Genomic DNA, 26,034 nt, shown 5'->3' on the forward strand with positions numbered 1-26,034 from the left:
AGATGTGTATAAGAGACAGGTCCCATTGTTGGTTGTTTGTAGACCAATGAAATTGGGTCAGCGAGCTCGCCGACGTCTTCACGCCAAGCCGCAATGAATTCCTCAATCAATGTGTTTCGGCTTTCAGCACCGAGTAAATCCAAACGCACAGTGGCGATGTGAGGCCCAGACTCATTGGCGTCCGCATTGGCGTTGAACTGGCTAGTGATGTGTTGAACTAAGGGCGTGCCATTTTCGACCTTTTCACTCCATTCTTTATCCAGCTTTCGGGCTGAGGCGACTATCTTATCGACCACCGCTTCAGTCTGAGAAAGGGAAGAGCCGGGAGGAAGAATGATTCGTGCTTCAGCAATATCTCCGTCAAGCTCAGGAAAAGGCTGAAATTTAAGTAACCCGCCCGCTAACGTCGCTGCAGAAATCAGAAGTAACGCAAAGACACCACCAATAAAGGCGTAACGGTATTCTACGACTTTCTCAACCGCACTGACCAATTTGGTATTACGGAAATTTTCAAATCCATCGAGCAGCTTTTGTTTGAACTTTGCTGGTGGTTTTTCCTTTTTCTCTTTGTGTAATGAATGCGAAAGATGGTTGGGTAAGATCAGAAATGCTTCGACAAGACTGAGTGTCAGTACCAGAATCAATACCTGAGGAACGGCCTTAAGTACGGCGCCCATCTCACCTTGTAAGAACAGCAGACTACCAAAAATACACACAGTGGTAAGGAAAGACGAAATTACACCCGGTAGAACTTTTTTCACGCCATTGGTCACTGCATCGTCGACCTTTTCTCCTCTATCTAGATGCGCGGCGATAGATTCTGCAATCACAATCGCATCGTCCATCATAATACCGATAGCCATGAGCAGACCGACAAGTGACATGATGTTGATGGATAGGCCCAATTGAGCCATAAGGAACAAGCCGCCGAGAAACGCTACAGGTAACCCTGCTGCCACCCAGAATGAATAGCGTAGGCTAAAGAACAGCCACATAGTTGCAAACACCAAGATGATCCCTTGCCAACCATTTTTGACCATCATGGTCAGTCGATCCCAGAGTACCGACGACAAATCATTGGTCAGCTCAAGCTTCACGCCGTCTGGTGCTATTGCTTGTTGGTCTTCAACAAACTGAGCAACACGTTCTTTGATCCTCAGCGCGTCATCTTCTTTGTTTTTGCTCACTTTGAGTAGTGCAGAAGGGTGACCATCAAACAGCACCTTTTGCTCGTCTAATTCGAAGCGATCGGTAATGGTCGCAATATCGCGTAGACGAATGAGCGATCCATTCGGGCCGGAACCCACAACAATGGATTCGAGCTCCTGCGGTGTGACTCTTCTTTCGTCAAAACGGATCAGAAAGTTCTTATCTGGTGTTTCGACATTACCACTCGGAAGTTTGACGTTCTGGCGACCAATCTGTTCGGCAATGTCGCCGACACTCAAACCCAGCTGCCGCATAGCCTGATTATCCAGCTCCACGCGAAATTGATGATCAGAGAAGCCCGCCACTTCAACCAGAGAGACGTCATAATCTAGCTTTAACGTTCTTTTAAGCTGCTCCGCATAGGCTTTCAGTTCTGGCCAAGTGGTATCCGCGGTAATCGCAACATCCACAACAGGCTCATTCCAATCCAGTTCCTGAACCACGGGAGATTCAATCTCCTGAGGGAAGTCGTTAATGGCGTTAATTTGAGTCTGAACATCGACTAGCATACGGCCGATGTCTGCTTTTTCGTTCAGCTTTAAGATCAGACGAGCAGAGCCTTCGATGGCCTCACATTGGGTTTCTTCAATGTTGGCCAAACCGTCAACAGCATCTTCTAATCGTACACAGATGCTTTCCTCAACTTCTTGTGGTGAAGCGCCCGGATAGGTAACTCCGGCCATAATATAAGGCGGATCAAACTCGGGGAAGGTTTCGCGTTTAATATTAGGCAGTGAAGTAATACCCAAAATCAGCAACGTCAGCATTAACAAATTGGCGGCTGTCGGGTGTTTAGCAAAGAATCGAATCATGATTCAGACTCCTCTGCATCACGGTTCTCTTCCTTAAGCAGCATACCTTCAATCGCAGGCAGCAGATCGTTAATGATCAGTTTTTCGCCTTGCTCAAGATTGCCGTCGATAATGACGTTATTGTCGCGACGATAGAGCACTTTCACTGTGCGAATCTGCAGCTTATTGTCTTGATCTTTGATGTAAACTCGGTCGCCATGCAGAGCCCGTTCCGGTATGACCCAACTTGGGTTTTCCTGACCCTCTATTCTGGCTCTGACAAACATACCGTTGACTAAAGGCGGGACAGACGTCGGGTTAAGGTTACGGTAATCCTGCTCCACTTCGAGGATGACGCCGACTGTGGCCTGATTTGGATCAACGGTTTCGCTGATACGTGCCACTCGTGCGGGCCAGCTTGCATTAAGATTACCGCTGTTCAGCTCAATAGTTGCGCCGATGAAAATGGTATCAGGCTGTGGAATGCCATCCGAATCACGACCGAATTCACCAAGGCTTGACGCCAAGGTGTGCATATCGTGGATCGAGAGCTGCGCTTCCACTTCCATTACTTCAATGCCGTGTGCTGTAACCATGGTTTGTTGAAAGTTTACAACCTGATTCTGCTCGATTTCTATATCGGCAATTCTGAGATCGTAAGGAAGCGTAATAATGGTTTTTTCCAGCGCTCGTTGTGCTTCCTCAACTTTAGAGGCATTGACTTTAACCAGAGCTTCCGCGACTCGTTTTTCATCAGGCATCAGACCGATCTGATTGTCGATATCGAGGACCAATTTGCGTTGTGAGAGCGCACTCTGCTCTTGCTGGTCGACATCGGACTGAGACGTTAGCCCTTTCTTTCTCAGGTTCTGTTTGCGTTCTAGCTCTTTGTTAGCGATGTTCAGACGATTGGTTTCAATCTTTAACGTCTGCTTAAGGTTCTCTTCTTCGAGTGTCAGTTTGGCCAAAGAGGTTTGAGAAGATTTAAGGTCAGCCTGAGCCTGTACAAGTTTGAGTTCATAATCGAGTGGGTCAATTCTGAGAATTTCCGTTCCCGCTCGTAACACCTGCCCTTTGTTGAGGCGAGGGTGGCGATAAACCACTTTGCCCGTCACTTCCGCAATTGCCTTCCACTCTAACTTCGGTGCGACTTTGCCAAATCCGATGGCAATGGGAGCGACCGATTTTAGTTCGAGCGACATGGTTTCAACCAGTCGTGCTCGATCACCGGTAGGTTTGACGGGTAACTCAGGCTTCATTTTAACCGCGAGAACTAAGATGAGTATTCCGACAGCCAGTGCCGGGAAAAAGAGCAGTTTTCGATTGAGTTTCATAACGTCATTCCGTTGTGTGTGAAGGTTGCAGAAAACCCTGTGTCATAAGTTTGATATTGTGCTCGAACAAGCGGTTCAAGAACTCTTCATTGAGTTCAATACCGTGGATATTGAGTAGGGCTTGCGGAGCAAGAAAAGGAAAAACCATTAAGCTAACGTAAGAAACGCGGCATAAGGTCGGGTCAACGTCTGTACGCAGTACGCCGCTATCAGCCAACTGGTTGAATACGACGCTCTCCATCGGCTTACCAATGTCGTCAATGACTTTCTCAAGCATCTTTCGCTGTGTTTCTGAGGGTGGCATATTCATGACTTGCGCGACCAGCCGAGGAAACTGGGGTATTTTGCCCATTTCACGATAATAGGTGCGCATTAGATCGAGGAAGTTTTTCTGATTGCTGTCGGCAGCCAGTGTTCTGAGCTGTTGCTTCATCGGTTCGAGTGTTTCACGAAGCATGGTTTCAAATAGGCCTTCTTTGCTACCGAAGTAGTAGCGAATCATAGCGACATTCACGCCTGCCCGTTTAGCAACTAACCGAGTTGATACTTTGTCATAAGCCATTACGGTGAAGAGCTCTCTGGCGTGTTCAATGAGTTGAGTCCGAGCGTCGATGTCTTTGCTCGGTCGGCCTGCTTTACGGGGGGAATCAGCCACGAATACTGCCTCTAATATTAAACGATTGATTAATTATAGATGGGTGTATTTGTATTCGATATGTAAAAAATTCAACACTATTTAATCAATTGATTAATTAAAGCAATATTGTGAACAGAGTAGAGTTTGTAGAGTGGAGTTGAAAGAAAATACCCGCACAGTGGGCAGACTGTACGGGCAAACAAGGGCAACAATTTAAATTTTTTAGTTTGGAGATTGTTGGTCTAATTTCCGTATCCAAACTGTTATAAAGTATTCGTGGTCTTTAGAATGACTTTGTATCAGTGTAACCAACGCCGTTTAAAGTAACACTAATGTAAATTTAATTTAAATGATAAATATGAAATTATAAATTTCATTTATGAAAAGTTCGTGCGACAAATATCCGCTGGATTGGCGTGATGTGAATGTACAATGGCGTTATATGAATCTCGGATACGGGGAAGGGGAAATATAATTCACAGGCTGCCCTGAATCAGAGATTTCTTATGAACATCAAACGTAAACTGACGACTCTATTCATACTCACCAGTCTATTGGTAGGTTGTACTTCTACGCCATTGTATTCGCCTGAGACGCCGCTCGTTGTTGTCGCTCATGGTTTAGGTCGCAGCGATTTCGCAATGCGGGGGCTGAAAAACAGTCTAGTTGACGCAGGGTATGCAGTGTGCCGCCTCGATTATTCTTCCATTGGTCAGTCTTTGCAGGAGTGGAAAGAGGAAACCACCTCCCAGATTGATCAATGTGTATCAGGCTACTACACGGTTCACTTTGTTGGCCATTCACTCGGCGGCTTGGCGATTCGCTCATATTTAGCAAACGATGAACAACTGGTGCAAGATAAGCGACTCGGTAAAGTGGTACTGCTTGGCACACCGAACAAAGGCAGTGAAGTGGCTGATAGTATGAAAGGGCATTTTCTGATGTCGATTGCAGGAGAGGTCAGCCAATCACTGATAACAGGAGAACAATCCCTTGGGCAGAGATTGCCTCCTCCTTATTATCCAGTCGGAGTGATCGCTGGTACTTCAGAATCATTGGGAACAGCAGAACTGTTCCACTCTCTCAATGACGGGCTGGTGTCCGTTGAGTCAGCAAAAGTCAGCAATATGGCAGATTTTATCACTTTAGACGTGAGCCACACTGCGATGCGCTACGATGCCGAAGTTGCGAAACAAACGATCAGCTACCTTCAAACCGGGCATTTTCTCCATTAAACAAAAGCGGCGTTCGCCGCTCTGTTGTCATTGATTTGGATTGGCCTGCCACTTGATGTTTCGACCAGTACTGAGTTGTGCCAGTACAGACTGAGTCGGGAGTGTAATATTAGCGTAGGTGATCGGTTTCGAACTGAAATTCGCGGTGATCGTACTTCCATCGCTGAACGTCGTTTGTTGCACTAACCCAGACTTATCGAGCCATTTGAATTCGGTAAGCTGCTTATCCCAAAGCTGTTCATGCATCGGGGTATAACCTTGCTGATAATGTGCCAATGCTTTGAGTCTTGGGCTCTCAGGCGAACTCGCTTCGTCTCGTGTCAGGTGTACCATTGGAGGCGTGTTGTAGAGCATAGAGATCAAATCGCGCTCCGCCTGCACATTACTAAACTTGAGGCTGTCACTGTGCCAGTGATGACTGTTGATCACTTTGTCGTGGAAAACGATCTGGTACAGAGGTACTCGATATTGCGGAGCGAAGAGTAGGGTTTTATAGGGTTCTTTTACTTTTGCCTGTTTAAAGAAAAAGTCCGGTTTGTGGTCTGGATACCAGCGTCCCAGAAAATACGGTGAACGAGCATCGTTTTTCATTTCGTTGTCTGTCCAACCAAAGCCAACGGTTTCAAGACCATGAGCAAACGCGATGCCTCGGGTTGTCAGGCTGTTACCATCTTCGGAGCCCAATACGAGACCGTCTTGCTTCGCTATCCAGTCCATGCGCTGGTTAAAGGCTTCGAGCATATCGTTTTCGCTACTGCCATCGCGGTAATCTTCCCTTGCCATTGCAGTGGCATCGACGTCGAGAAATAGGCTGTTGAAGCGACCATATTTGACGATATCCAGCACTCGCTGTTTTGCGTAATCCAGTTCACAGTTTGGGTTGAGGTAGTAACCGTTGCCTCGGAAGCCTTTTTTCTTTTCTCCATCAGCAAGCTCTATCGCACAATGTTGTCTCATTGGTTCAGGTAACTGAGCTGTCAGCCATCCGTCATTAAGCCCTAGAGGAATGGCAGTGTTGTAAGAGTCATAAGTGGCGACCAGATAGCCCGCTTGTTTGGCGTCGTCCACGACGTCAGGTTGATAAAACGCAGGCATCCAGTTATCAAAACCGAGCCAGAGTTTGGTGAGCCCTGCTTGCTTTAAGCTTGCCAACATATCTGTTGATAACGCTTGTCCCCAGCGCTCAGGTTTGATCAGATAAGATGCCGCATTATCTTTCAGCCACTGCTTTTGCTGCTGGGCAGCGTGGTATTGAGCGGCAATCGCATTGTTGCTGAGTGTCGGTACCGGTGACGGAAATTTCAGGTGTAGCGAATCATTAAGCGAATCAATCAGCAACTGCTTGTGGTAACGACTTAGCCAGTCCTTACCTTTTTTCAGTGGTTGAATCTCTTTGAGTGCTTGTGGAGGAATGGTCAGGTCTGCCTGCTCAAAATACCACTGCTTCAGCCCCCACCAGTTGGTGACATCATCGGTGCTCAGCAAATCCTTACCAAACAGATACACTTGGCTTGCCCCAATCAGTTGCTTTAGCTGAGGGGTGTTCTTCATTCTTTCTGCGAGTGTCGTCGACTGATTATGATCAATGCGCCATTGCCTGTACGCTTTGGCTCCATCCATCCAATCATTACCAAGCTTGATCTGAACAGTAAAATCTTGGTGTTGATTGAGAGGGGTGAATTGATGCTCTGCCAGCATGTCAATTTCGGGGTGAGCATTCGAGAAATTTAGCGTGTTGTTGGTGGCATTCAGTAACTGATAGCTGATGTAACGATTGTCTTGTTGCGCTGTCCAGAAGGGCATCTTGAGACCTTGGGTGGTATTAGAACCAGAGTGCTCTTCGGCCAGATAATCTGCCCATACTTGATTGTCTGTCGGGATGCGCATTCCCTCGCTGAAAGGAAGAAAGAGTGTTTTGGTTTGCTCTTGAGGCAAATCAAACCAGCTTAACGTGAGCGGCTGGTTGCGTTTAATCGCTGGCTTGTTCGGGGCAGCGAAGCTTATAGTTAACGCTTCCTTAACCAGCTTGGTCGATACACGAATGCCACTTGGCTGAAGCGTCCAATGGGCTTCCGTTTTCGAAACTGACACCAAATCAGATGCCACCTGAGCGTGTTGATTCACTTTCATCGCTTGGCTGTTAACAATGAGATCATTCCAGCTAATTTCTAGGTCCTGCGGTGAAATAGAAATCTGATTGTTTTTGTCACTAAGCGCGATGGATTGAGCTTGAGCACTGGTTGCTAATACCAACAAAGGCAATGCAGCATATCGCGTTAAAGAACTGGCTTGAAAAAGCATGATGGATTCCTTGAAAAACTAAGGGGGCCATTACAGCTGAGGCGACTTCAATGATTGTCACCCAATTGTCTCTATTCAAACCCATTCGTGGATTTAGGGAGCAAAAGGAATGGCGATGCGCTGATTATACTCAATCTTTAATCCTTGTTGGTACTCAAACACAGACACGGTCGCGCTCAGGTGTTTGGCGCCGTCGGGAATCTGCGTCGAATGAGGAACAGGAGCAACAAGCGATGAAATCGGTTTCTTCGTTCCCAACATCACATATTGGCTGTCAAACCATTGCCATGTAGCAGTGGGCTTGGCGCAGCTGTTTTCGGTTACTGGTGGGGTTAAATGTATCTGTTGCATCGAATTGTCTAGGCGGATCCAGTTTTGATTCTCTGGCATGGCCACTAGCAAGGGGTAAAGAGTGTTCCCCAACTTGAGCTGATACAGGCCGGAGACGGGTTCGATCAGCAACTCGTCGGTTTCAATTTCCTGATAGTCATTTTGTTGAGACAGCTTGCCGCTTAACAGGCGCTTGGCTGACGGGGCAATCAGCTCAATAGTTAAGTCATTCTGAGTGTTTTCAGCCGAAATTTTGATTTGAAAACCTTGTGAAGACAGGCCTGAACGGCGTACAAAGCTGACGCTTAGATCCGCGGGTAGCGATGAAGAGTTAGCCACAAGTCGCTGGCCACACTGAGACTGGTTCAAAATCTCTTGTTTGACCGGTAACCAATATTGACGATCGATATCTTGCTGGTTAAGGGCCAGATGCAATTCCTGCCAGGCCAATTGAGGCTGATTGTTAAGCAGAGCTTGATAAGTGCGCGCAAGTGGCGTGTCTTCAAACCAAGTTGCCTGGGTGGAGAGTGGAAAGATGAGACAAGCAAGTGTACTCAAGAGCCGACGTTTCATAGCGCCTCCTCATTGAGACGATAGCCGACCCCTCGATGTGTTTCGATGTTAAGGACTGGAAGCTTCTGTCTCAGTCTCAAAATATGGTTGTCTATCGTTCTCGTACTCGGGAAGGCTTGATAGCCCCATACCTTGTTAAGCAGTTCATCACGGTGGAACACTCTTCCCTGATTTTGAATCAACAGCACCAGTAACTGAAACTCCTTGGGTTTTAACGTTACAAGTTGATCGTTGAACATAGCTTCACGCTTGGCTAGATGGATCTCAATTCCGTCATAACAGAGAGAGCTTGCCCCTAACGGCCTGAGCTGGCTAACTACTCTGGCAAGCAATTCATCATGGGAAAATGGCTTAGTGACATAATCTTTGGCACCAGCCATCAAGCCTTCCACTTTTTGCTCGGTGTCGATTTTGGCGGTCAGGATGATGACAGGTACGGCCTTGAGAAGTAGCCAGTGTGGTAAATGTTTCAGGCTGTCTCCATCGCTCAGTTGCCGATCAAGGATAACCAGATCTGCCTTAAACCAGAGTGGTTCTACTTTTCTGGCTTCTTGTACCCAGAGGCATTGGTAGCCATTGGATTCAAATAGAGAAACTAACCCCAGCCCAAGTAGTTTGTCGTCTTCGATTAGCAATACGCTCTTCATAGCGGTAGCTCCAAAATACAGCGAGTTGGACGGCGTCGTACAATCAACTTACCTCCCATGAGTTTCATTAAATGCTCGACAATGCTCAAGCCTATTCCCATGTTTTCGTGGTTTGTTTTCCCTTGGAACTTAGTGAAAAATTGAGCCATGACGGAAGGAAAGTCGCCTTGATCTGTTACTTCAATGACGAGCTCATTGGTGAGAGTGGCACGAATTTCAATCTTGCCATGCCCGTGCTGTTTGGCATTTTTAATCAAGTTATCCAAACAAATCGACAGCCAGTAAAAGGGCAAAGTGAGTTCTCTATCTTGATTGAGCTGGTAACTAAGACCGTGTTTTTCACAGGTGTGTTCCAGCCATTCATCCAGCGAAGCCATCTGTTTGAGCAACTGCTGAGAGCGCTGCGTACTGAGGTAGATCTTACTGTTTTCAGTCAGCTGAGAAAGCCGTTGATGATCAGACATTAATCGCCACACGGCGTCTTGAGTGTCGTGTGGTAAGCGATCAAACTGACTGCGGAACATTTCCACGGTTAAGCCTAGGCTAGTGATCGGTGTGCGCAGTTCATGGGTCAACAACTGTAATATGAAGCGTTTCTCACGGCTTTGCTGGCGTCTCGTGTACAGGGTTTTGACCGTCATAAAGAGAATCAAAATCGACAAACCTGCGACAAATAAACGTAATGCGAGCACGTTCTCAGCAACATCACTGATGCAAAGGTTGCTGTAGCGGAAGGTGCAATTTGGGCCTGATAGTGTGATGTCCAATTGCTTTGCAACAGGCTGCCAAGTCTCAGCGGTCACGGCTTTCCAGCCTTGTTCGCCACTTAGCCATAGCGTGTCTTTTTCCATCCATGCACGGTATCCGTTCAATAGGGCTTCACGTCCTTCATTGGACAGAGCGGATAATGTCGCATGCAAAGGGTGTTGCGGGTTGTTGATGGTTAAATAGCGACGTATCGTTTGGCTAGGTTGGGAGTTAGGATGATGATCCAGATAGCGGTCCGCAAAGCTCCCACCAGCTGGGTGCAACAGCGTGTGCGTCTGAAACCAATCATCGCTGAGCAACTGATCATTGCACATTGCTAGTTCAAACTCGATGGCGTCATTAAGGTTAGCGCTGTGCTGAGCATTTTTCTGACAGGTCTGAGATACTTGATAAACTTGCTCGATCTCTTGCCAATGGTATTGTTTGAAATTGGGGTAGCGAGCCTGCTGTTTGAGTAATTCAGTCGGGTACTGGCTGAGCTGCTGCTGGGTGATTTTGAGCGCCATAGCCTGCCAATTTTGCTGATAAAGCGATTGCCATTTCTCTTGTAGACTCTGCGCCTGTGCAGCTAGAGGAAACAGAAACAAAAAGCACGCAGCCAACTTACCTAAAGGCATCAATTTACTCATTCAACATAGGGTTCACTGAGATTTTAGCGGCTTTTGGCCTTGCTTTGTAACCTGTATGTCAACATTAGTCCGCTGAGAAGTTTCGTTGCCTAGCTTAACAAAGGTTAATGATTATTGATGAGGCGAATATTATTTTGGCTCGTACTAATTGTAAGGAGAAATGCAATGTTAGAGTGGCGAGTAAAGAAGTTTGCCGAATTATCTGTGAATGAACTGTATGATTTTCTGCGTCTTCGAGTTGATATCTTTATTGTTGAACAACAAGCGCCCTACAGTGACTTAGATGGAAAAGATACTCACCCTGAAACACGACATGTGATGGGCTATGAAGGCGAAAAACTGGTTGCGTACAGTCGGTTGATGCCACAAGGGTTAGGTTACCCCGAAGAGGTGCTAGAACTAATTGATACAAGCTCCAATGACGTCAGTATCGGACGGGTGATCGTTGCGCAAAGTCACCGAGGCCGTCAAATTGGTCATGATCTGATGAAGCTGAGCTTCAATACCGTTCGAGAGATATATACTAGCAGCGCCATTTTCATCTCATCGCAGGAACATTTGAAAGACTACTATGGCGCGTACGGATTTGAAGTGATCACGGATCGTTACTACGAAGACGGATGCACAATGCTGGGCTTGAGATACACACCCTGAATTGAAGGCGGTGTAAACCGCCTAAAAGTATCAGTCCCAGTTGAGAATGGTCCAGTTTGGACGGTCAGCGATCGCTTTTAAGCGAGGGCAAGGGTTGACTAAGTATGCATAGTCAGCGTGTTCACATAATGGCAGATCATTGATTGAATCAGTGTAAAAGTGGATCTCTGAGTAAGTTTCGTTGCTGGAACTGAGCCACTGTTTTAGTCTAGTCACCTTACCTTCTCGATAGCTTGGAACACCAGACACTTTTGCCGTGTAGCGATTATCTTCAGTGATTAAATCGATCCCCATGGATTGACCTACGCCCAGCCGCTGTGCCACTGCTTCGACAATAAAAGTCACGGTCGCGGAGATAATCAGAGTGTCGACGCCTTGTTGATTGAGCTGTTCTAGCAGCGGGATAGATTGGCGAAATTGCTTTGGTGCAATCCATTTATCCACGCATTCGTTTACCAACTTTTGGACGTCCTCTAGAGCGAGGTGAGCAATAGGGGCCATGGCGAACTTAAGGTAATCATCCATGTCTAGCTTTCCCTGAGAATACAATGTCATCAGACGCTGATCTTCTGTGAGGAAATTTGCATCGTCGACAATACCTTTCTCGACCAAAAACTCATTCCAAATCATCGCACTATCGGCATTGATTAGTGTTTCATCTAGGTCGAATACGTACAAAGGTTTGGTCATGGAGTGTCTCTCAGTGATGTTGTTTGAGCCGAAGGGCAGGTTAACGGGTAATTATGACAGTTTATTTTCACTCAGAGCGCTTTTTAATTAGTCGGTCGTGTCAGAAGCAGACACTTGATTTTCTACACTGATGAGTTTCTGGTATTCACCCGATTGAATCAATTGTAGGATGCCTAAACTGAGAGCTTCACTAAGGCGTTCACTACGCTCATGATCGTGCTTAGAGAACATGGTGTACATGTCGTTTTCCATAATTGGCTTGGGGTGAATCCGGAGTTTGTTTATCTGTATCGCAGAAAGTATTGTGCCCATTATGTAGTAACCGCGTTCGACCGCCGCTGGGTACGCGTCTATGCGCTGTTTTCCAAGCTTAATAAAATTGCTTTGGTCTTCATTGGCAACCTCGACTTTTACGCCCTGTGACTGGAGTAATCGCGTTACTTCATACGCTTGTGTGGCACCAATATGATAGTTGTTTAAGTCTAAAGGTTTTTGCCAATCAAAGTTGCTGTCGACATGGTAGAAAAAGACAATTTTCTGTGTGAAGAGAGACTCAGAAAAGATGAAAAGGGACTCACGCTCATCGTTTTTAAACCAAGGAAATGTTCCGTCATATCTGCCCGATTCCACGTAACGGTAGGCTCGGCTCCAAGGGTGATAGTCGATAGTGACACGATAACCTTGCGTTTCGTAAGCGGCGATGACGAGATCTTCGGCAATTTTATAGTTTGGATTATTCAGGCTGCTGGTATACGGCTCCCAGTCGCCAACAACCAATCTTACGACTTTGTCACTGCTTTGGGCGACAGATAGCGATGAGCACACGAACAACAAAATTATCGCAAAAATCCTACTCATAGCCCGTCCCTTGATCACATCTACCTTCAAATTTAGATGATAATTCGATTAATAAGTAGTCTGGCTCATGAAGATTAACTAATTGTGAACGGCTCTATCTCATCCTTTCGTTTGGTCTCATCCAGGCGCTTCAATGCTTCAAATCTCGCATTAGGAGCGCGAACTTGGTACATCCAAGTTATTGCCATTGGCGACTTTGGCTTTGTTCTGGGCACTCTGATAAGCCGGGACGTAATCAATTAATGCTTCTTCTATTTCTTTAGGCTTAACGGGTTTAGAAAGGAAACCATTCATACCGATTTCAAAACAGCGCTCACGATCTTCTTTAACTACGTTGGCTGTGACAGCAATGATAGGTACGTAGGCAGCCCAACCTTCAAGCTGGCGAATTTTCTGTGTCGCTTCGTAGCCGTCCATGACTGGCATATGGCAGTCCATCAAGATGGCATCCACTTCATTGTGTTGGCAATATTCCAACGCTTCGGCGCCGTTGTTCGCGATATCTACCTCTAAACCAAGCAAATTGAGCATGACTTGAATCACCTGCTGGTTCACGCGCGTATCTTCAACAACCAGCACTTTAAGGCCTGTTTTGTATTTCGGTGACAACTTCTTCATCTGGGTGCCAGAAGAGGCCGGAAACTCAACCAGATTCGGTGACGATTGGGCAATGCCGCCTATGGCCGTTGATGCACTGTCGATGGGGATAGAAAAGTAAAAGCTGCTGCCAAGGTCAATTTCACTGGTCACTTGGAGCTTGCCACCCATCAATTCAACGATTTTCTGGCTGATCGCCAGCCCCAGTCCCGTCCCTCCGTACTGTCGGGTTGTACTGCCATCAGCTTGCTGAAACTTGTCAAAGATTGAGTCGAGTTTGTCTTTGGCGATACCAATACCGGTATCTTTAACTTCAAACTGAAGTTGTTTACCCGTATCGTTTTCCAACAGCTTGATGTTGAGCTCAACATATCCGCGGTGGGTGAACTTAAGGGCGTTACCTATGAGGTTGTTGATGACCTGTTTTAACCTGACAGAATCGGCTTTGATTTTCTGAGGGACAGCAGGGTCGATATTGCAGTCAAAGAATAGTTCTTGCTGTTTGGCGCGGATGCTGTATTCGTTGGCTTGCTGCTGGATGAGCGATTTGAGATCAAACTGGGTCGGGTCTAATTCGAAGTGACCCGCTTCAATTTTAGAAAAGTCGAGGATGTCATTGATAATATCGAGCAAGGTATGGGATGACGTCAGCAAAATATCGACGTAATTGCGCTGAACTTCATTCGGCTTGGTTTCTTTAAGTAGTTCGGCAACACCGACAATCCCATTCATTGGGGTGCGAATTTCGTGGCTCATGTTGGCCAGGAATTCACTCTTCTTAACATTCGCTATTTCTGCCTTTTCTTTCGATTCAATGATTTGCTGATAATTGATCTGCAGCTGTTCTACGCAATCATTATATTTGTCTGTCAGCAGGCTGATCTCATCGTGAAACAATCGTTTTGGCGTAGCCAGTTTGCTGGGGGTCGGGCCATTGTGGAAATCGGCCATCGCAGCTGAAAGGTGAGAAATGGGTTTTAAGATCAATTTCATTGTTATCCATAACAGGCAGGCAACAATGAGGAAGGTCTGAATAAAGGTCATCATCAGCAGGAACAAGAACTTTTGCCACAGTGCGTGATAGACGGGAGCCAAATCGGTTTCAATATGCAATTGCCCGAGCGTAAAGCTCTTGTTGCCGAGTTGGTAGGTTAAATCCCAGACGTTAGTGATCTTTTTACCCGGGCTCTCTTTTCCCAATTGGATAAGGGTACTTTTGCTGTCGATAATGGTTAATCGATCGACCGAAGGTAACTGGAAGATACCCGCCGCTTGGGTCTTGAGCTGTTTTTGATCTTCGATCCATAGGCTATTTTTCAGGCTCGTGACGTAGCTGTCTTCGATCTGAAGCATTTGTTTTTCTAAGCTGTTCCGTTCCGCTTGGTAATCAACGAAGAAGTTTACTCCCGCCATCACGACTGCCAGAACGATACTCACGAGGAGAGTGACAATGACAAGCTGCTTGTCGATGCCAAGTTGACGTTGTTTTTTCATAGCAAGTTATTATGTGTTTAATTGCTTACTAATAGCCTAGTATTAATTGTGGTTTTAGGAAAACCGATATTCAGGATGAAAGAGCAAGGAGTCGCGATGAAACTGCAATGGATACCGCTAATTGCTGGTTTGGCTTGGTTTTTTTCTGCGATAAGCTGGGCAGAGAAAGAGATCAATTATTATGTGATTGCTAATCAGGCGCAGCCCTTTCAAATCGAAGAGCACGGAGAGAAACATTCAGGCATAGTCACGGATATCGTCAAAGAGATATTCAATGATTCAGAGGCATATACTCTTCATTACCATACCTACCCCTTTAAGCGCATGATTTCTATTCTTGAAGCGGGCGGAGAGCCTAACTGGATTACTTATGGCAGCCCTAACTGGGGAAATGTGCAGTCGGAAAACTTGTCTGAGCAGCCGATTTACACTGTTAAGCACGCTTTGGTGACCAGCGAAAAGGTATCGTTTAAGTTTGAAGATATGAGCTCACTCGCCAATAAAGGAGTTGTGTTGTTGCTTGGTTTTGACTACCCGGAATTGACGCCATACATAGAGCAGGGCAGTGTAGAAGAGATCCGAGTTAACGATTACAGTGCGGCTTTTCGCGTGCTCAACAAACTCCCCGGTGACACGGCATTTGTTGAGATGGAATCAAGAGTGAAATATTACCTCAATCACCTAAGTTACGAGCAAGATGCCTTCCACATACAGGCTTTCAGTCAAGTCATTCCTGACTATTCCATTTATCTTGCTTTCTCAAGCCAAATGGATGAAGACGTTCAGGCCTACATCAACGCTCGACTTAAAGAGCTTCGCCAGTCAGGAAAACTGGACGAAATAATAAAAACCTATATTTAACCAGAGATGGTACATACTTAAATAAAGCTCCACTTTAAAAGGACTTACAGTGAGGCGTTGGAAAATCTGGTTGATTGTTTACAGCCCGGCGTTGATATGGGCAGGGTTGTCTTTGAAAGAAGCCACGTGGTGGATAGAAAATCTCGTCGCTTACCCAAGTCTGTTTCTGATCGTCTATATGATACTCGCGCTGATTTTTGCCTTAAGGCTAAAATGGGCTCCAAGTGCAATATGTATTGTGTTGGCCGGGGCGTTTGCGTTGATGGCGCCAAAGTCCAATCAAAATTTGGTGGCTCGCTGTGCGAATTCTGTTTCGGTGGTGCAGTTCAACCTCTACTACGAGAACCCTGATGTAAATGCGTTTATCAATTACTTGCTTACCAAGCCTGCTGACTTAGTTGTGATGCAAGAAGTCGCTCCAGAAATTGGTGAAAGACTGAAAATGCTCAATGATATTTACCCCTATTTCTATGGCGGCCAGAAAGGTGTGGGCTATCCCTCAAGCCAGATGATTCTGAGTGTTTCTCCGTTAAAAAATATGTCGGTGTTTATGACGCCGGATGAACAAAATATTATTCGTGGAACCTGGTATCCCCACAATCAAAGCGCGATGACACTCATTGTAGCGCATCCGACTTCACCAAGGACCAAAGAGTTGTGGTACAGGAGAAATGCACTAATTAGAACCATAGAGTCGCTGATTGAAATGTACCCCAGCGATGAAGTCATGGTCTTGGGGGACTTTAATCTTTCTGCGGCCAGTTTACGTTTTGCCAAGCTCTTCCCTACTTTCCAGAAGGCCCCAGTAGCCAGCTGGCCCAATTGGTCTGAAGCGTTTAATACGCCTCCGGTTTCCATGATCGCCATTGACCATCTGTGGCTGCAATCAGTGAATGCAGGCAGAAAGATCTGCCAGCGTCATAGCTCGCCTAACCCTACTGGTTCAGACCATTTTCTGGTCAAAACTGAGATTGGTTATTGATTCTTATTCTCAATCCTTGTGCGATGATTTTAGCTAGGTTACTCTCCAAATAATTTATTCAGTCTATGGATGGTGACTATGGCAAATCTGGCGATTACGGAAATTAAATCCTTTGTTCCCAGCAAAGACTTTGAAGTTTCGCAGCGTTTTTATCAGGCGTTGGGTTTTGAGCTGGCTTCAGTCTTTGGTGATGTTGCTTACATGCGAAAAGATCACACCGCTTTCCTGCTGCAAAACTACTATCAAGTTGAACACGCAGAAAACACGATGATGCATTTGCTGGTGGAGGATGCGATGGGTTGGCTGGAGCATGTTAAGGCGTCCGGTGTCGAAAAGGACTTTGAGTGCAAAGTGACCGAGTTGATTGAACAGCCGTGGGGCATGCTGGAGTTTTGTCTGATTGATCCTTCTGGCGTGCTGTGGCGAATCGCGCAAAATATCCGTTAATGTAATAACGCCCCTCATCATCGAGGGGCGTTTGCTTTTAATCCAACGATTTCTTGAACCTCGTTGAGGCGATCAATAGACCAATCACAGTAAAGCAGGCGAGCCACAATGTATCGTGCCACATACCACTAAGATCTGAGCCGCGAAGCACAATACCGCGAATTAAGCGCATGAAGTGTGTGGCGGGTAAAGCCTCAGAAATCCATTGAGCCGCATTGGGCATCGCTTCATACGGGAACATAAAGCCAGACAATAGTATCGAAGGCAGCAAGATAAAGACCGTCATCTGCATGGCCTGTAGCTGTGTTGATGCTATGGTCGAGATCACCAAGCCAAGTGTCAGGCTGGCGGAGATAAACAATAGCGTTCCTAGAAGGATCTGGCTTATGGCTCCGTTAATCGGCACACCAAAGATAAGGTGACCTAATCCCAGAATAATGAACACCTGAATCAGGCCGACAAAAATATATGGGACGATTTTGGCGACCATCAATTCGAAAGAGTGGATGGGGGTTGTGATTAGCAGCTCCAGATTGCCACGTTCCCGTTCTCTTACAATCGCTGCGCTGGTAAACAGAATCATCGTCATTGTCAGAATAACGCCAAGTAAACCCGGTACGATATTTACCGCAGAACGACGACTTGGGTTGTAGAACAAAGCGACTTCAAAGGTTTTTTGTTGTTCAGGGCGGATATCAAAATCAAAGTCCGTTAATGGCATATTCTGCAATGCCAGAATCGCTGAACTGATCATGGTATCGGAACCATCAACCACCCATTGCCCCAGCACTCGACCTTGGGTCATTCGTTGCGTCAGATCAGACGGAATGATTAGAGCAGCACGTATTTCACCGTTCTGAATCGCTTGTTCTGCCTGTTCCGCGGTTGGGTAAGTGGCTTTGACGTCAACCACCTGAGTGACCTTGATCGACTCCGTGATGACGCGCCCGGCGGTGCTCTGACTTTGGTCTACAACACCGATAGGAATATTGCGTACATCGGTGTTAATCGCAAAACCGAATAGCAGCAGCTGAATCAGGGGAATCATCACGACCATGCCAAAGGTGATGCGGTCACGGGAAAGCTGACGGATTTCTTTAAACATGATCGCCTTCATGCGAGCGATAGACTGGATCATTGTCTTCCTTCTCCCGTGACGGTGACAAACACATCTTCTAGGCTCGGTCTGGCTAGATTCATTTCCGCTTCGATGAGTTCAGGAAACTGCTCGCGCAACCATGCAATCGGATCTTGGATATGTTGATGAATCAAAACCCGAAGGCGAATGCCTAATTGCGCGGCAGAGCGCACTTCCTCTCTGGCAAGAAGAGATTCCTTCAGTGCCCGCAAATTGTCTGCTTTGACTTCAACAATATTGACACCCATATCGGCCATTAACTGTTCTGGCTCGCCATCGGCACGAATTCTTCCCGCCTCCATGATGGCCAGTCTGTGGCAACGTTCTGCTTCATCCATGTAGTGGGTTGTAACCAGAATCGTAGTGCCTTGGTCAGACAAATCAAAAAGTTGTTCCCAGAATTCGCGGCGGTTTTCAGGGTCAACGGCTGAAGTCGGTTCGTCAAGAAACAAGAGTTCAGGTTGATGCATAGTAGCGGCTGCGAGAGAAAGGCGCTGCTTCTGGCCTCCACTCATCCCACCGACACGTTGTTTTCGTCGCTGGTCTAAGCCATAGGTTTTCAGCTGTTCATTGATACGTTGTTTGAGGTGCTTTGACCCCATCCCAAATATTTGACCGATAAACTCTAAGTTTTCCTCTACGGTTAAGTCGTCATAAAGGGAGAACTTCTGCGTCATGTAGCCAATTTTGAGGCGCAGCAGTTCAGATTGGCGTGGTATTTCCAACCCCAATACATCGACGTCACCTTCACTTGGGCTTAGCAAACCCGTCAGCACACGGATGGTGGTGGACTTCCCACAGCCGTTAGGTCCAAGAAAGCCGTAAATACTGCCCTTAGGTACATTGAGCGTGATGTCGTCGATGGCGGTGAAATCTCCAAACCTTTTTACCACATTTTCCGCTTTAATCGCATATTCCATTGGCACTACTCTCCAGACAAGTCGATTTGTGCCGGGATGCCAGATGGTAGTCGCTGTGCCGAGGACTCAAGGTCAACTTCCGCCAGATACATCAAGCGAGAACGCTCGTCTTCGGTGAGAGCATAATAGGGCGTAAATGAGGGCTCGCTGGCAACCCAACGAACTGTCCCAGAGATTGGATTTTCAACGCCGTCTACAGTAACGGAAACTGATTTACCCGGAACGAAATCAACGCGATGGCTGGCAGGCACATAGACTCGCGCATACGGGACACGGCTAGCCTGTATGACGGCGACCACGCCATTGACGGGAACGCGTTCGCCCAAATTGTAAGGCAAGTTATCCAGCACCCCATCACGGGTCGCGGTAATGGTGAGCTCGCTAAGCTTCTGTTGCTGGAGAGTCACATCAGCAACAGAAGCCGCGAGCTCGGCTTTCGCTTGTTCGATATCTTCAAGGCGTGAACCAGCTGTCAGCTTGCTAAATTCTTCGTTGGCTGAGTCCAGTTCGGCTTGCGCGGAGTCGCGTGTGGCAAGTGCCGTATCTTGTTCTGATTGGCTGATCAGCCGCTTTTCAACCAATTCCGCTTTTCGGGTGTAATTCTTCTGAGCCTCTGTTAACTGAGCTTCAGCACGTTTAACACGAGCTTGGGAAGCGGCAATGTCTTCTGGGCGTTCACCATTGGTCAGTTTGAGTAGGTAAGCTTCTGCTTTGGATTGTTCAGCAACGGCACGTGCGAGTACAGCTTCTTGGCTGGTGGTATCAAGCTGCACCAACACTTCGCCTTGCTTTACTTGTGAGCCTTCTGTCGCGGGTAACGCACGGATGATTTCGTTGGCTGTAGCAGTGAAAGTGACACGGTCTCTCTCCAGCGTACCAAGTGCTTGGGATGAGTCATCTTGTGTACAGGCCGTTAACAGCGAAATCAGAACAGATCCGATCAAGAACCGTTTCATAAAGTACTCCAAATTAGCAAGTTAAGGGGAGGTGTCGCTAAGCGGAGCGATACCATTGATTGTGTAAATAGGATATATTCTCGCTTAACTATAGATACAGAAACTTAATTCATACAAAATTAATCTAGTGATTAATTTGTCATGGTTTCTTCTTTTTCTTCATACAGTTACTACAGAGGTTGAAATGGACTTTGAGCAAATGAGTGAGCAAGCTCTTTGGGACCTAGCCAATCCACTCATGGATAATTTAATGCAGGCATCGACGGAGATAAATCATGCGAAACATGTGCAGGATTTTACCCCGCGCTTGCGCGATATCGTAAAGCCCGATTATTTCGAGCGTGTTGTGAAACAGTATCAGTCACAAAAAGGCGTGTTCGCTGACCGAGAGCCGGTGGCACTGTTCAAGCGCCCTGACTCAGCCGCTTTCGTCTGGAAGCAAGGTTTCAGTCGAGTTGAAGGAGATTATGTCGCGGAAATGGTCTTGGTTTATCGTGAAGGGAAGATCATGGTGGATCATGTGATGGTGTTTTAACCGAACTCTGACGGCTATAGGCATTGTGGTCCCTCAGATAAGGCTTTAGAATTGCGCCTCCACTAACATAAGCGCATGTTTGAGGAACTATGAACAATGCCCAAGCAATAGTGGCGCATCAGGCGAAGCACACGGTATCACCTAAGCGTGAAATTGTACTTCGCGAGATGTTGTCACTGGCAAAAATGGCATCAATGATTGCTGTCCCATTTTTGCTTATTACTCTGGCTTGGATCTAAACCAGAGCACACAGCACAAGGATGTGTGCTATCGGGTTTATTCTGCAACACCACCTTGAGTCAGCTTCGCCGGATCTAGCAAACGCTCTAGCGTTGCGCGATCAAGGTCCGTTTCTTCTTCTGCCACGTCAATAATGGCACGTCCTTGTTTGTATGCCTTCTTAGCCACTTCAGCTGCTTTCAAATAGCCAATAACAGGGTTGAGCGCCGTCACCAGAATTGGGTTTTTAGCTAATGCGACTTGAAGGTTGTCTTCACGGACGTTGAAGGTCGCGACCGCTTTGTCTGCCAGAGCCATTGCGCTGTTGGCCAACAATTCGATGCTTTCTAGTACATTGTGAGCGATCACAGGCAGCATGACGTTAAGCTGGAAGTTACCAGACTGACCGCCTACGGTGATGGTAGTGTCGTTGCCGATGACTTGTGCGGCTGCCATGGCTGCGGCCTCAGGGATCACTGGGTTTACTTTGCCAGGCATAATAGAAGAGCCTGGTTGTAGTCCTTGAAGTTCAATCTCACCCAAGCCAGCAAGCGGGCCTGAATTCATCCAGCGTAGATCGTTAGAAATTTTCATGATGGCAACGGCAGCCGTTTTGAGCTGACCAGAAAGAGCGACCAAGGCATCCTGACTGCTTAGGTTGTAGAAGAAATTTTCGCTAGAGGTGAACTGTAGGCGTGTTGCCTGAGAGAGGTTATCAGCAAAGGCTTTAGCAAATCTTGGGTCAGCATTGATGCCAGTGCCCACAGCGGTCCCACCTTGGGCCAGAGCTTTAACGCCAATCAAGCTTTGTTCAATCCCTTGTTTCGCTTGCTCAAGCTGGAACTGCCAGCCGCCAAGCTCTTGATCGAATGTGATTGGCATAGCGTCCATCAGGTGCGTTCTGCCTGTTTTCACAACATGGCCGATTTCATTGCGCTTACTCTTTAGCGTCTCAATAAAATGATTTAACGCTGGGATAAGCTGTTTTTCGGCAGTTAGGACTGCGCTGACCTGAATCGCTGTTGGGACGACGTCGTTACTGCTTTGACCCATGTTGACATGGTCGTTAGGGTTCACGTCACCGCCTAGAATATCACTGGCTAAAGTTGCAATCACTTCATTAGCATTCATGTTCGAACTGGTGCCAGAGCCCGTTTGAAAAACGTCAATCGGGAAGTGTTCTAAGTGCTGACCATCAATAATGGTTTGCGCTGCGTCGGCTATCGCATTCGCAATATCACCTTCCATCAGACCCAGTTGAGCATTCGTTAAAGCGGCTGTTTGCTTCACGTATGCCAGCGCCTGAATAAACGCGGTTGGCATCGTATGTTTGCTGAAATGAAAGTTGTCCACTGCGCGTTGTGTTTGTGCTTGATACAGAGCGTTCGCGGGTACTTTCACTTCCCCCATGCTGTCTTTTTCAACACGGAATGTTTGCGGGGCAGAAGATTGAGTCATTGGTGATCCTTTTGAATTTAATCGTGCGGCGCCTGGATACGCTGCAATTGTTGTTGTAGGTTTAAAAACTTAATGTCGCCATCTTCCCACTGGTAGTAGTAGCGCTTTAAGCATAGTAGGGGAGTATGAATAGCGTCGAGGCAAACCCGTCGGAACGTACGACTTCTCACCGGATCCTGAATGGCTTCAATCAAATGAAAATAAACCTGACGTAGGTAAAGTTCACACAGCAGTGGGTTCTCATTCTCGGTACCTTGTTCATAGAACGAAGACAAGGTCATCGCCCAATGAATGTAATCGTGAATGATATCGGGCTCGAACCCACAGGGTGTGTAACGTTCAACAAATCTGTCTTGTGCTTTAAAGAAAGCATTATAAAGCGGCTTCTGGCTATCCATACTGACCTCAAACTTTTTGTAATGATAATTATTATCGTTTTCAATAATCGAATCAACCCTGTTTGATGTATGGATGTCAGACAGTGCGCTGGCGCACAATCAGGTGCTGTTTTCTTCTGATAATGGCGGCGACTATTGAGGCGCTTCAAGATAAGAGCAGCGCTGTAAAGAATAAACCGACGCCATAGGCGGAGTGGGTGAACAGACTTAATGTTCTCGCCAGCCACGGCTTTGGCTTTTTGCTTGCAGCGATGCCAAACCCAAGGCAAGGCTGAATAATGAAGTAAGGGAAGGCTAGGGTTACCAGGCCAGTAAGCCAAGCTTTTGCAACCGTTGGAGAGGTAAGCCACGTTTCTCCAGCCCAATAAACATGTCCGATTGCGAATATCACCCCGATGAGATAGTGCAGCAGCCAGCCAAGGGCGTTTTCTCCCCAAACCGATGGAGTGTTCATAATGGTCTGATGCATCCATTTCCCTTTTGGAATCCAAACTACCCACCTCGCCACTAATCCGTAGTTTAGAGGCGGAATGCCCAGAATTCGTTTCTGTATGATTCCCCATAAGTCCATGATGATGGTTGCGCCGATTCCGATCAGAGTAGCCTGAAGCAAGATATGAGTTTCCATTTGAATATCCTCGTTGTAATCGCTGATGGTTTTGATAGATTGCAACTAGGCTACAACTTGAAGTCGACTTTAAGTCAAGGATGATTACCATGGATATCGCAGATGTGTCTCGTCGGTCTGGGCTCAAGCCTTCTACACTCAGGTACTATGAGAAACTTGGTCTGATTCGTTCAATTGGCCGGAATGGCTTACGAAGACAATATGCCCCAAGCGTACTGAACAAGCTCAATATCATCTGTCTGGGTCGCTTAGCAGGCTTATCGCTTGTTGAGATATCAGCCATGTTTGATGACAAGGATGAACTGGCGATAGACAGGGCTCTACTCACGAAGAAAACGCATGAAATCGATGCTCAGATTAAAAGACTGCAAGCGGTGCGGGATAGTCTCAACCACGTTGCAAATTGTCCGGAACCGTCACATCTGGACTGCCCTTCATTTCAGAAAATGATGAAGTCGGTGAAACATTACCTGTGACGGTTAACGTCATCTTGGCTTGTATAACGGGCTTATCAGTCAGCAGATTGCCATAGATAGGCTTACACTAAACACTAGGTCAACAGACCCTAATTAGAACCAATAAGGTCGCACTTTGCTAACGGACAAAAGACTCACATTTGCCACCGCCAATTTGTTCAATTTCATCGAACCACCCGGTGCATTTTATGACTTTGAAAATATCTATGACGCTGACGCGTGGGAAGCCAAATGCCAATGGACAAGAAATGCCATTCAGAGCCTCGATGCAGACATTATTGGAGTTCAGGAAGTATTTAGTCTCGATGCTGCCCGCCAGTTATTCGAAGAGATGGGGTACTCGTATTTTGCCAGCGTGGATAGCCCGAACATAGAAAGTGATTACATCTATTCTCATCCCGTTGTGGCTCTGGCTTCTAAATACCCGATCTCGCATGTTGAAGCGGTCACGTTACCTGCATCATCGCTAGCAGGCTATTCAATCCCGCTGCCAGAGTTTAGCCGTCAGCCCGTCTTTGCTGTGGTAGAAGTACCAGATATTGGTGAAGTCGCTGTTTATGTTAGCCACCTCAAATCTCAGAGAGCCACCGAAGCGATAGAAGAAGGTGAAGGACACCCGCTGGTGGGTCAATGGCTTTCAAGTCAGCAAAGAGGATGGGAGGCGGTGATGCTGAGATTAGCGATGGAACAACAATACGCGAAGCACCCGATTCCGACTGTTCTGATGGGGGACATGAATCAGCCGATCAGCAGTGACATCACAGGTTTACTGACCAAAGTTATCGAAGGCGAATCTGGCCTTATGCTGCGAGACAGCTGGGACATTTTCGCTTTAAAACAGCCAGAGATAGAGCGTCCGCCCACACACTATCATTTTGCGAAAGGCAACGTGCTTGACTACATCTTACTGTCGCAGGAGTTTCAGCCCGACTCGCAGTACTCAATGGCCGATGTGACGTCCTATTCGACGCTCGATGCTCACCTGATCAACCCAAATTTTGAACGGGACAAGCAGGCGAGTGACCACGCGTTTGTCTCGGTGACAGTTAGGTTTGTGCTGTGATGTGTTCGACACCAATTGCTAGCTAGCCATCGAATTGAAGTGAACGGCAGTGTTTTCAAACGTGCATAAAAAATCCCCTCGCAAAAATGCAGAGGGGATTGAATTCAGAACGAGTAAGAGTTACTTAGATTTTCTTTGCTGTTCTTTACGGGCAATCTTTTCTTTTCGACGTTGAGCAATCACCTGGTCAGCTTCGCCTCCAACGTGCGTTTCGCCGCGTTTATTAGCGAGTTGAACTTGCTTTTCACGCTCACGGAAGCGTGCTTTTTGCTCATCTGTATGCTTGTCGATACATTTAGGACAGCTAACGCCTTTTTCAAACGCTTCAGACTCCATGTCTTCCTGAGTAATCGGCAAACGACACGCATTACACATCTCGTAGCCACTTTTCTCCAGCTGGTGGTTTACCGCGACACGGCCATCGAATACGTAGCAATCGCCTTCCCACATGCTTTGTTCTTCAGGCACTTCTTCAAGATACTTCAGGATGCCGCCTTCTAGGTGGTACACCTCTTCGAAGCCTTTTTCCTTCATGTAAGCAGTAGACTTCTCACAACGAATACCACCCGTACAGAACATAGCGACTTTCTTGTGCTTTTCTGGATCCATGTTTTCAGCGACGTACTCAGGGAAGTCACGGAAAGTATCTGTTTTCGGGTTAACCGCATTTTTGAACGTACCAATTTCGATTTCGTAGTCATTACGAGTATCGACAACGAAAACTTCTGGATCTGAGATCAGCTCATTCCACTCGTCTGGCTTCACGTAAGTACCAACGACATGGCGAGGATCGATGCCTTCTACACCGAGAGTCACAATCTCTTTTTTCAGCTTAACCTTGGTACGATTAAATGGTTGGTTTGCGTCGAATGACTCTTTATAAACGATATCCGCAAGGCGAGAATCCTGCTTGAACCAGGCGAGAAGAGTGTCGATACCTTCACGGCTAGAAGCGACCGTACCATTGATGCCTTCGTTAGCCAGCAAGAGCGTGCCACGGATTTCATGTTGTTCCATCAGCGCTTTTAGCGGCTCACGAAGTTCCACATAATCTTCAAGACGCACAAACTTATAGAGTGCGCATACTACGTAATCTGTCATGTTTTTTCCTTTTAGCGAACTGGAGCGTAAATCCAGAGCTTTGTGTTAAATCGGGCGAAGTATAGCGGAGAGCGCTGGCGACAAATACAGACAGTTTTTAGGGTT

26 protein-coding genes are annotated in these 26,034 nt (G+C 46.8%); 9 read left to right on the forward strand and 17 right to left on the reverse strand.

Features of this window, described 5'->3' with window-relative positions; translation table 11 throughout:
• The 3 genes from F0265_RS03490 to F0265_RS03500 all read right to left on the reverse strand — a co-directional run.
• Nucleotides 1-2,021: efflux RND transporter permease subunit (locus F0265_RS03490; RefSeq protein WP_171747808.1), on the reverse strand; the 2,021-nt coding region annotated here is incomplete at its 3' end.
• Entirely contained in the window at nucleotides 2,018-3,334 is a 1,317-nt protein-coding gene (locus tag F0265_RS03495; RefSeq protein ID WP_171747809.1) for an HlyD family secretion protein, read from the reverse strand. The genes F0265_RS03495 and F0265_RS03490, both read right to left, overlap by 4 nt.
• A gap of 4 nt (nucleotides 3,335-3,338) precedes the next feature.
• Nucleotides 3,339-3,989 carry a TetR family transcriptional regulator gene (locus F0265_RS03500; protein ID WP_171747810.1) on the reverse strand — a complete coding sequence of 217 codons (651 nt, stop codon included), beginning with the start codon at nucleotides 3,987-3,989 and terminating at the stop codon, nucleotides 3,339-3,341.
• A gap of 488 nt (nucleotides 3,990-4,477) precedes the next feature.
• On the opposite strand from F0265_RS03500, the gene F0265_RS03505 reads away from it, so the two are divergent.
• A complete protein-coding gene (locus F0265_RS03505; protein ID WP_171747811.1) occupies nucleotides 4,478-5,206 on the forward strand; it encodes an alpha/beta hydrolase in 729 nt (242 codons plus the stop codon).
• Nucleotides 5,207-5,233: 27 nt separating this feature from the next.
• On the opposite strand, the gene F0265_RS03510 is transcribed toward F0265_RS03505, so the two are convergent.
• From F0265_RS03510 to F0265_RS03525, 4 genes are all read right to left on the reverse strand, one after another.
• Nucleotides 5,234-7,507, reverse strand: a complete 2,274-nt coding sequence (locus F0265_RS03510) for a glycoside hydrolase (protein WP_171747812.1) — start codon at nucleotides 7,505-7,507, stop codon at nucleotides 5,234-5,236.
• Nucleotides 7,508-7,600: 93 nt separating this feature from the next.
• Nucleotides 7,601-8,410, reverse strand: a complete 810-nt coding sequence (locus F0265_RS03515; RefSeq protein WP_171747813.1) for a DUF2861 family protein — start codon at nucleotides 8,408-8,410, stop codon at nucleotides 7,601-7,603.
• Nucleotides 8,407-9,057, reverse strand: coding sequence for a response regulator transcription factor (locus tag F0265_RS03520; protein ID WP_171747814.1), 651 nt, complete (start codon nucleotides 9,055-9,057; stop codon nucleotides 8,407-8,409). Before F0265_RS03520 ends, F0265_RS03515 begins: the two co-directional genes overlap by 4 nt.
• Nucleotides 9,054-10,442 carry a DUF3404 domain-containing protein gene (locus F0265_RS03525; RefSeq protein ID WP_171748176.1) on the reverse strand — a complete coding sequence of 463 codons (1,389 nt, stop codon included), beginning with the start codon at nucleotides 10,440-10,442 and terminating at the stop codon, nucleotides 9,054-9,056. The genes F0265_RS03520 and F0265_RS03525 overlap by 4 nt, the downstream gene beginning before the upstream one ends.
• Nucleotides 10,443-10,619: 177 nt before the next feature.
• Here F0265_RS03525 and F0265_RS03530 point away from each other — a divergent pair, with 177 nt between their 5' ends.
• Nucleotides 10,620-11,108: a GNAT family N-acetyltransferase gene (locus tag F0265_RS03530; protein ID WP_171747815.1), complete on the forward strand. Its 489-nt coding sequence runs from the start codon at nucleotides 10,620-10,622 to the stop codon at nucleotides 11,106-11,108.
• Nucleotides 11,109-11,138: 30 nt separating this feature from the next.
• Here F0265_RS03530 and F0265_RS03535 read toward each other — a convergent pair whose 3' ends face one another.
• The 3 genes from F0265_RS03535 to F0265_RS03545 all read right to left on the reverse strand — a co-directional run bounded on the left by F0265_RS03535 (nucleotide 11,139) and on the right by F0265_RS03545 (nucleotide 14,747).
• Nucleotides 11,139-11,798, reverse strand: coding sequence for an HAD-IB family hydrolase (locus F0265_RS03535; protein ID WP_171747816.1), 660 nt, complete (start codon nucleotides 11,796-11,798; stop codon nucleotides 11,139-11,141).
• Nucleotides 11,799-11,885: 87 nt separating this feature from the next.
• A complete protein-coding gene (locus tag F0265_RS03540; RefSeq protein WP_171747817.1) occupies nucleotides 11,886-12,656 on the reverse strand; it encodes a transporter substrate-binding domain-containing protein in 771 nt (256 codons plus the stop codon).
• A 150-nt stretch (nucleotides 12,657-12,806) separates the two neighbouring features.
• Nucleotides 12,807-14,747, reverse strand: a complete 1,941-nt coding sequence (locus F0265_RS03545; RefSeq protein ID WP_171747818.1) for an ATP-binding protein — start codon at nucleotides 14,745-14,747, stop codon at nucleotides 12,807-12,809.
• A gap of 96 nt (nucleotides 14,748-14,843) precedes the next feature.
• Here F0265_RS03545 and F0265_RS03550 point away from each other — a divergent pair, with 96 nt between their 5' ends.
• The 3 genes from F0265_RS03550 to F0265_RS03560 all read left to right on the forward strand — a co-directional run bounded on the left by F0265_RS03550 (nucleotide 14,844) and on the right by F0265_RS03560 (nucleotide 17,037).
• Nucleotides 14,844-15,608, forward strand: coding sequence for an ABC transporter substrate-binding protein (locus tag F0265_RS03550; RefSeq protein WP_171747819.1), 765 nt, complete (start codon nucleotides 14,844-14,846; stop codon nucleotides 15,606-15,608).
• Between the two features lie 49 nt (nucleotides 15,609-15,657).
• A complete protein-coding gene (locus tag F0265_RS03555) occupies nucleotides 15,658-16,590 on the forward strand; it encodes an endonuclease/exonuclease/phosphatase family protein (RefSeq protein ID WP_171747820.1) in 933 nt (310 codons plus the stop codon).
• 78 nt (nucleotides 16,591-16,668) lie between these two features.
• Complete coding sequence (locus F0265_RS03560) at nucleotides 16,669-17,037, forward strand: VOC family protein (RefSeq protein WP_171747821.1); 369 nt, start codon at nucleotides 16,669-16,671, stop codon at nucleotides 17,035-17,037.
• A gap of 37 nt (nucleotides 17,038-17,074) precedes the next feature.
• Here the strand turns inward: F0265_RS03560 and F0265_RS03565 are convergent, their stop codons facing one another.
• Genes F0265_RS03565 through F0265_RS03575 form a run of 3 tightly spaced genes read right to left on the reverse strand, consistent with a single transcriptional unit; the run spans nucleotide 17,075 to nucleotide 20,051 of the window.
• On the reverse strand, nucleotides 17,075-18,175 hold the full coding sequence (locus F0265_RS03565; RefSeq protein ID WP_171747822.1) for an ABC transporter permease: 1,101 nt from the start codon (nucleotides 18,173-18,175) through the stop codon (nucleotides 17,075-17,077).
• Nucleotides 18,172-19,095, reverse strand: coding sequence for an ABC transporter ATP-binding protein (locus F0265_RS03570; protein WP_019275198.1), 924 nt, complete (start codon nucleotides 19,093-19,095; stop codon nucleotides 18,172-18,174). The genes F0265_RS03565 and F0265_RS03570 overlap by 4 nt, the downstream gene beginning before the upstream one ends.
• A 5-nt stretch (nucleotides 19,096-19,100) precedes the next feature.
• Nucleotides 19,101-20,051 carry an HlyD family efflux transporter periplasmic adaptor subunit gene (locus F0265_RS03575; protein WP_171747823.1) on the reverse strand — a complete coding sequence of 317 codons (951 nt, stop codon included), beginning with the start codon at nucleotides 20,049-20,051 and terminating at the stop codon, nucleotides 19,101-19,103.
• Between the two features lie 184 nt (nucleotides 20,052-20,235).
• Here F0265_RS03575 and F0265_RS03580 point away from each other — a divergent pair, with 184 nt between their 5' ends.
• Together F0265_RS03580 and F0265_RS03585 are read left to right on the forward strand one after the other, a co-directional pair.
• Entirely contained in the window at nucleotides 20,236-20,586 is a 351-nt protein-coding gene (locus tag F0265_RS03580) for a hypothetical protein (RefSeq protein ID WP_171747824.1), read from the forward strand.
• Between the two features lie 89 nt (nucleotides 20,587-20,675).
• The gene (locus F0265_RS03585) at nucleotides 20,676-20,825 is read left to right on the forward strand and encodes a hypothetical protein (RefSeq protein ID WP_038161864.1); all 150 of its coding nucleotides are present in this window, start codon (nucleotides 20,676-20,678) and stop codon (nucleotides 20,823-20,825) included.
• A gap of 37 nt (nucleotides 20,826-20,862) precedes the next feature.
• On the opposite strand, the gene F0265_RS03590 is transcribed toward F0265_RS03585, so the two are convergent.
• The 3 genes from F0265_RS03590 to F0265_RS03600 form a co-directional block, all read right to left on the reverse strand.
• The gene (locus tag F0265_RS03590; protein ID WP_065742741.1) at nucleotides 20,863-22,263 is read right to left on the reverse strand and encodes a class II fumarate hydratase; all 1,401 of its coding nucleotides are present in this window, start codon (nucleotides 22,261-22,263) and stop codon (nucleotides 20,863-20,865) included.
• A 17-nt stretch (nucleotides 22,264-22,280) separates the two neighbouring features.
• Nucleotides 22,281-22,661, reverse strand: coding sequence for a hypothetical protein (locus F0265_RS03595; RefSeq protein WP_065742970.1), 381 nt, complete (start codon nucleotides 22,659-22,661; stop codon nucleotides 22,281-22,283).
• A 145-nt stretch (nucleotides 22,662-22,806) separates the two neighbouring features.
• Nucleotides 22,807-23,289 (reverse strand): DUF2938 domain-containing protein, encoded by a 483-nt coding sequence (locus F0265_RS03600; protein ID WP_171747825.1) that lies wholly within the window; start codon nucleotides 23,287-23,289, stop codon nucleotides 22,807-22,809.
• Between the two features lie 89 nt (nucleotides 23,290-23,378).
• Here F0265_RS03600 and F0265_RS03605 point away from each other — a divergent pair, with 89 nt between their 5' ends.
• Both F0265_RS03605 and F0265_RS03610 read left to right on the forward strand, forming a co-directional pair.
• Nucleotides 23,379-23,765: a helix-turn-helix domain-containing protein gene (locus tag F0265_RS03605; protein ID WP_171747826.1), complete on the forward strand. Its 387-nt coding sequence runs from the start codon at nucleotides 23,379-23,381 to the stop codon at nucleotides 23,763-23,765.
• Between the two features lie 115 nt (nucleotides 23,766-23,880).
• The gene (locus tag F0265_RS03610; protein ID WP_171747827.1) at nucleotides 23,881-24,828 is read left to right on the forward strand and encodes an endonuclease/exonuclease/phosphatase family protein; all 948 of its coding nucleotides are present in this window, start codon (nucleotides 23,881-23,883) and stop codon (nucleotides 24,826-24,828) included.
• A gap of 120 nt (nucleotides 24,829-24,948) precedes the next feature.
• Here F0265_RS03610 and F0265_RS03615 read toward each other — a convergent pair whose 3' ends face one another.
• Nucleotides 24,949-25,929: a rhodanese-related sulfurtransferase gene (locus F0265_RS03615; RefSeq protein WP_171747828.1), complete on the reverse strand. Its 981-nt coding sequence runs from the start codon at nucleotides 25,927-25,929 to the stop codon at nucleotides 24,949-24,951.
• Nucleotides 25,930-26,034 lie beyond the last annotated feature (105 nt).

This window comes from Vibrio sp. RE88, from assembly GCF_013113835.1.
In the GTDB taxonomy this organism is placed as follows: domain Bacteria; phylum Pseudomonadota; class Gammaproteobacteria; order Enterobacterales; family Vibrionaceae; genus Vibrio.

Coding starts and splice junctions, on each gene's coding strand:
- F0265_RS03495 (WP_171747809.1), bottom strand. CDS start 3,334: ATGAAACTCAATCGAAAACTGCTCTTTTTCCCGGCACTGGCTGTCGGA.
- F0265_RS03505 (WP_171747811.1), top strand. CDS start 4,478: ATGAACATCAAACGTAAACTGACGACTCTATTCATACTCACCAGTCTA.
- F0265_RS03510 (WP_171747812.1), bottom strand. CDS start 7,507: ATGCTTTTTCAAGCCAGTTCTTTAACGCGATATGCTGCATTGCCTTTG.
- F0265_RS03515 (WP_171747813.1), bottom strand. CDS start 8,410: ATGAAACGTCGGCTCTTGAGTACACTTGCTTGTCTCATCTTTCCACTC.
- F0265_RS03520 (WP_171747814.1), bottom strand. CDS start 9,057: ATGAAGAGCGTATTGCTAATCGAAGACGACAAACTACTTGGGCTGGGG.
- F0265_RS03525 (WP_171748176.1), bottom strand. CDS start 10,442: ATGCCTTTAGGTAAGTTGGCTGCGTGCTTTTTGTTTCTGTTTCCTCTA.
- F0265_RS03530 (WP_171747815.1), top strand. CDS start 10,620: ATGTTAGAGTGGCGAGTAAAGAAGTTTGCCGAATTATCTGTGAATGAA.
- F0265_RS03535 (WP_171747816.1), bottom strand. CDS start 11,798: ATGACCAAACCTTTGTACGTATTCGACCTAGATGAAACACTAATCAAT.
- F0265_RS03540 (WP_171747817.1), bottom strand. CDS start 12,656: ATGAGTAGGATTTTTGCGATAATTTTGTTGTTCGTGTGCTCATCGCTA.
- F0265_RS03545 (WP_171747818.1), bottom strand. CDS start 14,747: ATGAAAAAACAACGTCAACTTGGCATCGACAAGCAGCTTGTCATTGTC.
- F0265_RS03550 (WP_171747819.1), top strand. CDS start 14,844: ATGAAACTGCAATGGATACCGCTAATTGCTGGTTTGGCTTGGTTTTTT.
- F0265_RS03560 (WP_171747821.1), top strand. CDS start 16,669: ATGGCAAATCTGGCGATTACGGAAATTAAATCCTTTGTTCCCAGCAAA.
- F0265_RS03565 (WP_171747822.1), bottom strand. CDS start 18,175: ATGATCCAGTCTATCGCTCGCATGAAGGCGATCATGTTTAAAGAAATC.
- F0265_RS03570 (WP_019275198.1), bottom strand. CDS start 19,095: ATGGAATATGCGATTAAAGCGGAAAATGTGGTAAAAAGGTTTGGAGAT.
- F0265_RS03575 (WP_171747823.1), bottom strand. CDS start 20,051: ATGAAACGGTTCTTGATCGGATCTGTTCTGATTTCGCTGTTAACGGCC.
- F0265_RS03580 (WP_171747824.1), top strand. CDS start 20,236: ATGGACTTTGAGCAAATGAGTGAGCAAGCTCTTTGGGACCTAGCCAAT.
- F0265_RS03585 (WP_038161864.1), top strand. CDS start 20,676: ATGAACAATGCCCAAGCAATAGTGGCGCATCAGGCGAAGCACACGGTA.
- F0265_RS03590 (WP_065742741.1), bottom strand. CDS start 22,263: ATGACTCAATCTTCTGCCCCGCAAACATTCCGTGTTGAAAAAGACAGC.
- F0265_RS03595 (WP_065742970.1), bottom strand. CDS start 22,661: ATGGATAGCCAGAAGCCGCTTTATAATGCTTTCTTTAAAGCACAAGAC.
- F0265_RS03600 (WP_171747825.1), bottom strand. CDS start 23,289: ATGGAAACTCATATCTTGCTTCAGGCTACTCTGATCGGAATCGGCGCA.
- F0265_RS03605 (WP_171747826.1), top strand. CDS start 23,379: ATGGATATCGCAGATGTGTCTCGTCGGTCTGGGCTCAAGCCTTCTACA.
- F0265_RS03615 (WP_171747828.1), bottom strand. CDS start 25,929: ATGACAGATTACGTAGTATGCGCACTCTATAAGTTTGTGCGTCTTGAA.